Here is a 10,575-nt window from a genome sequence, read left to right as displayed (position 1 = left end):
TTCGGGCCCGCTGCGCCACCGGATGCCCGCCCGGATCCCGGCCGGGTTCCCACCGGGTTCACACCCGGGTCAGACACCACACCCCGAGGGCGAGGGAGACCACGCCGGTGAGGGTCGTGAGGGCGGCGGCCGTGGCGGGACTCACTCCCGCGGCGACGGGCGAACGGTGTGCCGTACGCACCCCGGTCCACACCAGCAATGCCGCTCCGAACAGGCCGAACGCCACCGCCGCGAAAATCGCCGGACCGCTCTCCATGCCCGTTTCCCGCCCTTCTGTAACCCTTCGGAGCCGTCTCCGGCACCGGTCTTCCGAGGCTGACAGCTCAGGGCGGCGGAGTTGCGAATTCCGGGTGAACGGCGCGGGGGTTCACCCGGGTGGCGGTGGACGGCCGCGGACGGGGGCGGGAGCTCGGCGGAGCGGCCGCGGCCGCTCTCGTACCCGCTCCGACCGGCGGGGGGTGACCGAGGGGAAGCAAACCGTCACGGAGAACGAACATTGGCCGATTCCCCCCGCCCCGGAGGAGCCCCGGAGGAGCCCCGGAGCTGCTGTGGAGCTGCCGTGGGGCGGGCTCCGGAGCTGCCGCGGAGCGGGACGGGGTCAGGGCGGCACCGGGAACGAGGCCGGAGACGGGACCCGCCCGCCGCCAAGGCCTCTGTGTACCTCCGTACCTCCGCCCGCCGCTAAAGCTTCCCCACCCCCACCGGCTCCAGGAACCCCTCCCCCACCAGCACCCGCAGCGCCGCCGGGGTGCGGTCCCGCAGCAGTACGGGATCCTCGCCCAGCAGCTGGGCGATGGCGTCGAGGATGCGCCCGGCGCTCAGCGTCCCGTCACAGGCCCCGGCGAAGCCCGCGCCCACCGTGTCCACCCGGGTCGCCCGCCGCATACCGCGGTTCTGCCGCAGCACCAGATGCTCCGGGTCCTCCGCGCCCGGCGGCCCCACCTGCTCCTGGACGACCTCCGCCGCGAGGACGAAATGGTCGGCGAGCAGTGCCGCGTCGTCGTGCTCGCGCAGATAGTCCTGGCGGGCGAAATGGGCGACGACCGTCGCTCCGAGCGGCTGCTCCACCGGATGCGCCCACTCCTCCACCACGACCGAAGGCCGCTCGGAGGCCGACTTCCGCAGGGTGATCCACCCGAAGCCGACCGCCTTCGTGTGCTGCGCCGCGAACTCGTCCAGCCACTCCTCGTACCGGGCCGCGTAACGCTCGGGGTCCCCCCGGTGGTCGCCGCTGTCGCGCAGCCACAGCTCCGCGTACTGCGTGACGTCCTGGACCTCGCGCTGGACGATCCACGCGTCGCAGCCCGCGGGCACCCAGGCACGGACCCGGTCCTGCCACTCCTCGCCCTCGACGTGCTGCCAGTTGGCCAGGAACTGGGCGTACCCGCCCTCGTTCAGCCGCTCCCCCGCCTGCTGGACGAGCGTGCGGCAGAGGTCGTCGCCGCCCATACCGCCGTCGCGGTACGTCAGCCGGGCCGCGGGCGAGATCACGAACGGCGGATTGGACACGATCAGGTCGTACGTCTCCGCGGCCGGCAGCGGCTCGAAGAGGGAGCCCGCCAGCAGCTCGGCTCCGGGCGCGCCGGAGAGCGCGAGGGTGAGCCGGGTGAAGGCGAGGGCGCGCGGGTTGAGGTCGGTGGCGGTGACCCGGGTCGCGTGCCGGGTGGCGTGCAGGGCCTGGATGCCGGAGCCGGTGCCCAGGTCGAGGGCGGAGGCGACGGGGGTCCGTACGGTGATCCCGGCGAGGGTCGTCGAGGCGCCGCCGACGCCCAGGACCACGGCCTCGCCCTGCCCGCCGGCGCCCGCCGCGCCGCCGACCGCGCAGCCGAGGTCGGAGACGATGAACCAGTCCTCGCCCGCGGGCCCGCTGTAGGGGCGCACGTCCACGGTGGCCCGGACCGTGTCGCCGTCGCGGACCAGCCACCCGTCGGCCAGGCACAGGTCGAGGGGGAGGAGGTCCCGTACCCGGTCGCATGCGGCGGACCGCTGGAGCAGGAAGAGCCGGACGAGTTCGTCGAGAGGGCCGTCACCTCGGGTCGCCCGCAGCGCGGGGACCGTCTCGCTGCGGGCGAGGGCGGCATAGGCGCCGGCCCCGAGCCGTTCGAGCAGCCCGTCGGCGGTGAAGTCGGCGGCGATGAGCGCATCGCGAAGCCGGGGCGCGTGGTCGGGGGCGGGGATGGGCGGGGTGACGCCGGTCGTACTCACCCGCCCATTGTCCCCGTCGGCGGTGACACCGGGCGGCCGGGACGCGATACGGCGGGTGCGGTGTGGGCCGTACGGAGGCTCGGGCACGTACGGAAAGGAATCGCACCGTACGGAGACCGGGCACCGCGCGGAAAGGGTCCGCACCGTACGGACACCCGGGCACCACCGTACGAAGACCCGGGCACCGCACGGAAACGAGCGGACCCTACGGAAACGGGCCGCCGCCCGGACAGGGGAACACGGCCCCGGACCAACGGAACGCGGCCCGGAAAGCGGAACGCCGTACGGACTCGGGGGACCGTACGGCGTACTCGGGTGGCCGCGCCGCCGCGGCGGCGCGGGCCGTCAGGAGGAGGCCGACGGCGAGGGGCCCGCCGCGGCCGGCGGCTTCGCCTTCACCGTCCGGCAGCCCTCGAACTTGCCCATCGCCTTGCCCGTCTCACTGGCCCGGAGCTTGTTCCACGCCTTCTCGTTCGCCTCCGCCTTGGCGAAACCCTCGGAGACGACCATCAGGCCGTCCGCGAACTCCTGCTGGTCGGCGGTGTCGAGAGCGTCGACCTGCTTCTTCAGGTCGAGATAGAACGCGGCACTGGCGTCGCGCTCGGCGGCCGCCGCGCGGACGAGCTGCTCGTCGTCCTCGACGGGGGTCGTACCCACCGTACGGAAGGCCGCGGCCAGCGCCTTGTTGACGTTCGCAAGGTCCTGGAAGGCCTTCGAGTCGGCCGCCTGGAGGTCGGCCGGCTTACCGTCGATCGCGGTCACGGCGATCAGCTGATCCGCCTCCGCTTTGATCTTGAACTGGGTCTTGACCTGATCGCAGTACTTCCTGGCCCAGTCGTCGACCGGGTTGGCCTTCTCTTCGCTGCTGCACCCGGACAGTGCCAGTACCAGTACCGCGCCGCCGGACAGCACAGCCGCAAGCTTCTTGTTCACCGGATCGGTCCCTTCCGAGGCTCCTTGCGCCCCGGAACATACACGCCGGGCCGCTACTCACCGCCCGCCAACCGACCGGTTCATGTGCCATTGAAGCCATTTGCACCAAGGATGAAGGGGAGAGAAGCCTCACCAGATGCACGGGAACGCCCACCTGCACCGGCCCGGACGCCGGAAGGCGGCCGGTGCGCCGGAGCACACCGACCGCCCGCATCCTGAACTCCGAGAACCGATGAACTGACGTGTGACGTGTGACGTGTAACGCGTTCCGGGACGAGTCGGTCAGGACACCGCCGCGGGGTCGGGGGACGAAGCGTTCCGCTCCGCTTCCGTCGGGCCCGGTTCGTCGTCGCCCACGACGGTTCCGCGGCGCTTCGACACATACACCGCCCCGACGATGACCAGGATCGCGAGCCCGGCGATCAGCGCCCGTACCGGAGCACTGGCGTCGTCCCCGTAACTGAACTGGACCACGGCAGGGGCGATCAGCAGTGCCACCAGGTTCATCACCTTCAGCAGCGGGTTGATCGCCGGGCCGGCGGTGTCCTTGAACGGATCGCCGACGGTGTCGCCGATCACGGTCGCGGAATGCGCCTCGCTGCCCTTCCCGCCGTAGTGACCGTCCTCCACCAGCTTCTTCGCGTTGTCCCACGCGCCGCCGGAGTTGGCGAGGAAGACCGCCATCAGGGTGCCGGTGCCGATGGCGCCCGCCAGGAACGCACCGAGCGCACCCACACCCAGGGAGAAGCCGACCGCGATCGGGGTCAGTACGGCCAGCAGACCGGGCGTGGCGAGTTCGCGCAGGGCGTCCTTGGTGCAGATGTCGACGACCCGCCCGTACTCCGGCTTCTCCGTGTAGTTCATGATCCCGGGGTGTTCGCGGAACTGCCGCCGCACCTCGTAGACCACCGATCCGGCCGACCTCGCGACCGCGTTGATGGCGAGTCCGGAGAAGAGGAAGACCACCGCCGCGCCCAGGATCAGCCCGACGAGGTTGTTGGGCTGGGAGATGTCCATCACCAGGTTCGTCGGAGCGCTGTCGCCGAGTTTCTCGCCGACGTCCTGGGCTGCCGTCGAGATGGCATCACGGTACGAGCCGAAGAGCGCCGCCGCCGCCAGCACTGCCGTGGCGATGGCGATCCCCTTGGTGATGGCCTTGGTGGTGTTGCCGACCGCGTCGAGGTCGGTGAGCACCTGCGCACCCGCGCCTTCGACGTCGCCCGACATCTCGGCGATGCCCTGGGCGTTGTCGGAGACCGGGCCGAAGGTGTCCATGGCGACGATGACACCGACGGTGGTGAGGAGGCCGGTGCCCGCGAGCGCCACCGCGAAGAGCGCGAGGGTGATCGAAGCACCGCCGAGGAGGAATGCCCCGTAGACGCCGAGACCGATCAGCAGCGCGGTGTAGACGGCGGATTCGAGGCCGATGGAGATCCCGGCGAGGATGACCGTCGCGGGACCGGTCAGCGACGATTTGCCGATGTCCTTGACCGGCCGGCGGCTGGTCTCGGTGAAGTAGCCGGTCAGCTGCTGGATCAGGGCGGCCAGCACGATACCGATGGTGACGGCGACCAGGGCGAGGATCCGGGGATCGCCGTCGTGGGCCTTGATGGCCGTTTCGGTGACCCCGTCGAGGTCGGCATAGGAAGAGGGCAGATAGAGCAGTACGGCGGCGGCGACGAGGCCGAGGGAGATCACGGCCGAAATGAAGAAACCGCGGTTGATCGCCGTCATCCCGCTGCGGTCGGTGCGCCGCGGAGCGACGGCGAAAATACCGATCATCGCGGTGACCACACCGATCGCCGGGACGATCAGCGGAAAGGCGAGCCCGGCGTCGCCGAAGGCCGCCTTGCCGAGGATCAGGGCCGCTACCAGGGTCACCGCGTACGACTCGAAGAGGTCGGCGGCCATACCCGCGCAGTCGCCGACGTTGTCGCCCACGTTGTCCGCGATGGTGGCGGCGTTGCGGGGGTCGTCCTCCGGAATGCCCTGCTCGACCTTGCCGACGAGATCGGCACCGACATCCGCGGCCTTGGTGAAGATACCGCCGCCGACCCGCATGAACATGGCGATCAGCGCGGCGCCGAGACCGAAACCCTCCAACACCTTGGGGGCGTCGGCGGCATAGACGAGAACGACGCAGGAGGCGCCGAACAGTCCGAGGCCCACAGTGAACATTCCGACCACGCCACCCGTACGGAAGGCGATCTTCATGGCCTTGTGGGCTACATCCGTCAGGTCTTTCTGCGGTTCACCAGGGGCCGGGCTCGCTTCCCGCGCCGCGGCCGCGACCCGGACATTCGCCCGTACCGCGAGCCGCATGCCGATGTAACCGGTGGCTGCCGAGAAAATGGCACCCACCAGGAAGAACACGGAACGCCCGGCGCGCTGCGACCAGTCGTCCGCCGGAAGGAGCAGCAGCAGGAAGAACACCACGACCGCGAAGATCCCGAGGGTGCGCAGCTGACGCGCGAGATAGGCATTCGCGCCCTCCTGCACCGCGGCCGCGATCTTCTTCATGGAATCGGTGCCCTCACCGGCCGCCAGTACCTGACGCACCAGCAGTTGGGCGACGACGAGCGCGGCCAGGGCGACCACGGCGATGACAACCACGATCACCCGGTTGTCATCGGTGAGCACCGCGGCCGACAGAGAGATGGACTGATTGATCATTTCCTGATCTGTCTGATGGAAGAGCCCCGCCATTCGTCCTCCTTGACGTCGTTCAGAGCTCAAGATGTGGACGGAGTCTAGGGAGCGGACCCTGATCAAAACAGAGCACGACAAATGCAAAGTGACCTTTGCTGCCCTTGGCAAATGATCGCGTTCCGTAAATACACCCGAAAGAAGTAATGGGATGGGGGCATTGACCCGTGATCACCGAAGCGGTCGATCACGGAGAAAGTGATCCGGAAATGATCGGAACGCGGCCGGGATGTGATCGCAGAAATACGAGAAGGGCCTGCTCAGCACGGTTCTTGAAGTGCTGCGGAGCCGGTGGGGACGGCTCGGGAGGAGCGTCCGTGAAGATCGTGCCCGTAGGGCCGGCCGGGGGAATCGCCCACCCGTACGCCCGGCCGGGGCGACCACGGCCGGGGAGAGCGCCGCGCCGAAGGTCTCAAAAACGGATCCCGGGCGTGGCCCGCCCGGGGTCACGGACCGGATCGGGGCGGATCGGGGCGGATCGGGTGCCGACGGGGAGAGCACGCGCGGGGCTTCCGGCCCTGCGCCCGGGCCCGCGAGACGGCGGGCAGCGGGTACGGAACAGGCACCGGGTACGGGGTACGGGTCGCGCCGGGGTGCCGAGCAGGGCGTGAAGACCGCGAACGGCGGGACCCGTACCCCGCATCGGAGCGGGCCCCTCCCGAGCCGGGGCCACCCGACAGGCCGGGCCCGGAGCGCCGGGGCCGCACGGTGGGGCGCGACCTCGGGCGCATCCTCGGACACCTGCGCAAAGCTGCCCGAAGACACCTGGAGCCGCCCGGAGCCTCAGAGCGGACGGGCGTGGGCCGCGTCGGACCCGGCCCGTCCGGGCCGGACCTCGACAAGACCCGGCGGACCGGGCAGACCTCGGCGGACGGACCGGCGGGAGCCTTACGGCAGTGCGGTGATCTGGGACTTCGGCCAGCTCATCCGGATCACACCACCCTCTTCGGTGGTGGACACCTCCATATCGTCCACCAGCCCGCTGATCACCGCGAGGCCCATATCGTCCTCGCCCTCCCCAGCGGTGTCGCCCGTATCCCGGTGGTCGCCGCCCCGGCCGTCGGCCGGACCCGGGGAACCGTCGGAACCGGAGGCGGGGACCTCGTCCCCGACCGCGATGGAGAAGGTCTTGTCCTCCTCCGTCAGCACGACCTCGATGGGTGAGGTGATGCCATGGGAACGATGCCGTCCGACGGCCCGGCTGCAGGCCTCGCCCACGGCGAGCCTCACCTCGTCGAGCACGGCCTCGTCGACCCCGGCCCGGCGCGCCACGGCAGCGGCCACCAACCGGGCGGTCCTGACATGCTCGGGCTGAGCGCTGAATCGAAGTTCGACGGTGGTCATGCGATCCCCCTCGGACGTACGGGCATACGTGCGGGGGCACCGGACTGGCGGCCCGGTTCCCCCCTGGTACTGCTGTTTCTTCCGGCCGATCGGCCGACCCCCACAGGGCCCGGCACCCTCTCCGGCGCGGGAACCGGGCAGGCTCCCGTACCGAAGGCGGCGACAAGCCCGCTCCCGGCCCCTCTCACCGCTCCGCCCGCCGACACCGGACAGTCCGGTACCCCCGGGCTTCCCGGGGCGCCCGTGAGCCGCACACCGGCCCGACCGGAGACAGCCGGACCAGCACTCGGACAACCGGACACCCGGCCGCCCGGCGTACCGGACCTCCGGACACGGTCCCGGACCGGGCCGACCGGGAAACCGGACGGCCGCGGCGCGGGAAGATCCGGCGGACGCCGGACGGGGCGGTGAGAGGGACGGAAACGGCCTAGTCCGGGGCCGCGACGGCCTCGTCGACCGTGGTGTGGATCGGGAACACCTTGGTGAGTCCGGTGATCCGGAAGATCTTGAGAATGCGCTCCTGGTTGCAGACCAGACGCAGCGAACCCTCGTGTGCACGCACACGCTTCAGGCCACCCACCAACACCCCCAGTCCGGTGGAGTCGAGGAAGTCCACGCCCTCCATGTCGACGACCAAGTGATAACTGCCGTCGTTCACCAGCTCGACCAACTGCTCGCGCAGCTTGGGCGCGGTATACACATCAATCTCGCCACCGACCTCGACGACCGTACGGTCGCCGTTCGGACCGGGCACAACGCGAGTCGACAGGGACAGGTCCACGGATCCTCCAGCACCTTGCTATCGAGCGGCCGCCCCCTCAGGTCTCCCCGGCGGAGCCGGAGGACGGTCGCCAGCCGCGATGGCATTCAATCACTTACCTGCAACCATGCACGACGCCTTGGGACCATTGTCCGTCACGCCGGTGACACACTCGGTGCCGATGGCCAAGAATCTTCGCCCCCGACGACCCCACGAGAGCGGGGACGCCCGCCCCACCCCCCAGGCGGTCCTCGACCGCCTCTCCGCAGGGGCGAACCGGGCTGCGCGCATCACTCATACGGAGCACCTGCCCCCGCGACCGGGCCGTCATGCCGTCTGGCCCGACCGCGTCCGGCCGGAAGTGATCGACGCAATCCAGCAGGCCGGGATCGACCATCCGTGGGTCCACCAGACGGCCGCCGCCGAACATGCATTCGATGGGGAATCCGTCGTCATCGCCACCGGAACGGCGTCCGGCAAGTCGCTGGCATACCTCGCGCCCGTCCTCACCGCGCTTCTGGACGGCGCCGAGGCCCCCAACGGCCGCGGCGCGACCGCGCTGTACCTCGCCCCGACGAAGGCACTGGCGGCCGATCAGTGCCGGGCCGTGAAGGCGCTCGCCGCCCCGCTGGGCAACCGGGTACGGCCCGCCGTGTACGACGGTGACACCCCCTTCGAGGAGCGGGAGTGGGTACGCCAGTACGCCGGCTATGTCCTGACCAACCCGGACATGCTGCACCGGAGCATCCTGCCCTCCCATCCCCGCTGGTCCTCCTTCCTGCGCGCCCTGCGCTACGTCGTCATCGACGAGTGCCACACCTACCGGGGCGTCTTCGGCTCGCACGTGGCCCAGGTACTGCGCCGGCTGCGCCGGATATGCGCGCGGTACGGCGCCGACCCGGTCTTCCTTCTGGCCTCCGCCACCGCCGCCGACCCGGCACAGGCCGCCGGGAGGCTCACCGGGGTTCCCGTCCACGAGGTCTCCGACGACGCCTCGCCCCGCGGCGAACTGGTCTTCGCCCTCTGGGAGCCGCCGCTGACGGAACTGCACGGCGAGAAGGGCGCCCCGGTGCGCCGTACCGCCACCGCGGAGACCGCCGACCTCCTCACCGATCTGACCGTGCAGGGGGTCCGTACGGTCGCCTTCGTCCGCTCGCGGCGGGGCGCCGAGCTGATCTCCGTGATCAGCAAGGAGCGGCTCGCCGAGGTCGACCGCACGCTGCCCCGGCGTGTCGCCGCCTACCGGGGCGGATATCTGCCCGAGGAGCGCCGGGCCCTGGAACGCGCCCTGCACTCCGGTGAACTCCTCGGCCTCGCCGCCACCACCGCCCTGGAACTCGGGATCGACGTCTCCGGCCTGGACGCGGTCCTGATCGCCGGATATCCGGGCACCCGGGCCTCGCTGTGGCAGCAGGCAGGCCGCGCGGGACGCGGCGGGCAGGGCGCTTTGGCCGTGCTGATCGCCCGGGACGACCCTCTGGACACGTTCCTCGTCCACCACCCCGAGGCGCTGTTCGCACAGCCCGTGGAGTCGACCGTGCTCGACCCGGACAATCCGTACGTCCTCGCACCCCACCTCTGCGCGGCCGCCGCCGAACTCCCGCTCACCGAGTCGGACCTGAGCCTCTTCGGCCCGGCCGCCCCGGGGCTGATGCCGCAGCTGGAGGCGGCGAAGCTGCTGCGCCGCCGGGCATCGGGCTGGCACTGGACCCGGCGCGAGCGCGCCGCCGACCTGGCCGATATCCGCGGCGGGGGCGGGCGGCCCGTACAGATCGTGGAGGAGGGCACCGGCCGGCTCCTGGGCACGGTCGACGAATCCGCCGCGCACACCTCCGTCCACGAAGGGGCCGTCCACCTCCACCAGGGCCGGACCTATCTCGTCCGGCGGCTGGACCTGGAGGACTCGGTCGCCATGGTCGAGGAGGCCGTACCCCCGTACTCCACCACCGCGCGCGACACCACCACCATCTCCGTCCTCGGCACCGACACCGAAGTGCCCTGGGGGGACGGCAGGCTGTGCTACGGATCCGTCGAAGTCACCAATCAGGTGGTCTCCTTCCTGCGCCGCAAACTCATCACGGGCGAGGTGCTCGGCGAGACCAAGCTCGACCTGCCGCCGCGCACCCTGCGGACCCGGGCGGTCTGGTGGACCGTCACCGACGACCAGCTCGATGCCGCCCGGATCACCCCCGAACAGCTCGGCGGCGCGCTGCACGCCGCGGAGCACGCCTCCATCGGCATGCTGCCGCTCTTCGCCACCTGCGACCGCTGGGACATCGGCGGAGTCTCCGTCCCGCTCCATCCCGACACCCTCCTTCCGACGGTCTTCGTCTACGACGGCCACCCGGGCGGCGCGGGCTTCGCGGAACGCGCCTTCCACACCGCCCAGGCCTGGCTGACGGCCACCCGGGAGGCCATTGCGTCCTGCGAATGCGACGCGGGCTGCCCCTCCTGCATCCAGTCCCCCAAGTGCGGCAACGGCAACGACCCCCTCGACAAACGGGCCGCGATCCGTCTCCTCACCCAGCTCCTCGCCGCCGGCCCGACCCGTCCCTGAACCCCCCGGGCGGCCCCGAACCCCCGACCACCGGCGGTCCGACGGCCGTGCACCGCACCGGCCCGTATCC

Annotated in this window: 7 protein-coding genes; 1 reads left to right on the top strand and 6 read right to left on the bottom strand. The window is 71.0% G+C overall.

Annotated features, from left to right (window positions below):
- Positions 1 to 58: 58 nt before the first annotated feature.
- From ACIQ9E_RS09945 to ACIQ9E_RS09920, 6 genes are all read right to left on the bottom strand, one after another.
- Complete coding sequence (locus ACIQ9E_RS09945; RefSeq protein ID WP_403704723.1) at positions 59 to 256, bottom strand: hypothetical protein; 198 nt, start codon at positions 254 to 256, stop codon at positions 59 to 61.
- A gap of 425 nt (positions 257 to 681) precedes the next feature.
- Positions 682 to 2,205, bottom strand: a complete 1,524-nt coding sequence (locus tag ACIQ9E_RS09940) for a methyltransferase (RefSeq protein WP_403704721.1) — start codon at positions 2,203 to 2,205, stop codon at positions 682 to 684.
- Between the two features lie 345 nt (positions 2,206 to 2,550).
- Positions 2,551 to 3,138 (bottom strand): small secreted protein, encoded by a 588-nt coding sequence (locus ACIQ9E_RS09935; RefSeq protein WP_403704718.1) that lies wholly within the window; start codon positions 3,136 to 3,138, stop codon positions 2,551 to 2,553.
- 282 nt (positions 3,139 to 3,420) lie between these two features.
- Positions 3,421 to 5,811 (bottom strand): sodium-translocating pyrophosphatase, encoded by a 2,391-nt coding sequence (locus ACIQ9E_RS09930; protein WP_403704716.1) that lies wholly within the window; start codon positions 5,809 to 5,811, stop codon positions 3,421 to 3,423.
- Between the two features lie 921 nt (positions 5,812 to 6,732).
- On the bottom strand, positions 6,733 to 7,188 hold the full coding sequence (locus ACIQ9E_RS09925) for an ATP-binding protein (protein WP_403704714.1): 456 nt from the start codon (positions 7,186 to 7,188) through the stop codon (positions 6,733 to 6,735).
- Positions 7,189 to 7,615: 427 nt separating this feature from the next.
- Positions 7,616 to 7,969: an STAS domain-containing protein gene (locus ACIQ9E_RS09920; protein WP_006347640.1), complete on the bottom strand. Its 354-nt coding sequence runs from the start codon at positions 7,967 to 7,969 to the stop codon at positions 7,616 to 7,618.
- Positions 7,970 to 8,048: 79 nt separating this feature from the next.
- Between ACIQ9E_RS09920 and ACIQ9E_RS09915 the strand changes: the two genes are divergently transcribed.
- Complete coding sequence (locus ACIQ9E_RS09915; protein WP_403704712.1) at positions 8,049 to 10,505, top strand: DEAD/DEAH box helicase; 2,457 nt, start codon at positions 8,049 to 8,051, stop codon at positions 10,503 to 10,505.
- Positions 10,506 to 10,575 lie beyond the last annotated feature (70 nt).

The organism is Streptomyces sp. NPDC094448, from assembly GCF_044763775.1.
Classification (GTDB): domain Bacteria; phylum Actinomycetota; class Actinomycetes; order Streptomycetales; family Streptomycetaceae; genus Streptomyces.
This window is presented reverse-complemented; position numbering and strand designations above follow the sequence as displayed.

Excerpts from the sequence above, each read along its gene's own strand:
- ACIQ9E_RS09945 (WP_403704723.1), bottom strand. The coding sequence starts at position 256 with ATGGAGAGCGGTCCGGCGATTTTCGCGGCGGTGGCGTTCGGCCTGTTC.
- ACIQ9E_RS09930 (WP_403704716.1), bottom strand. The coding sequence starts at position 5,811 with ATGATCAATCAGTCCATCTCTCTGTCGGCCGCGGTGCTCACCGATGAC.
- ACIQ9E_RS09925 (WP_403704714.1), bottom strand. The coding sequence starts at position 7,188 with ATGACCACCGTCGAACTTCGATTCAGCGCTCAGCCCGAGCATGTCAGG.
- ACIQ9E_RS09915 (WP_403704712.1), top strand. The coding sequence starts at position 8,049 with ATGGCATTCAATCACTTACCTGCAACCATGCACGACGCCTTGGGACCA.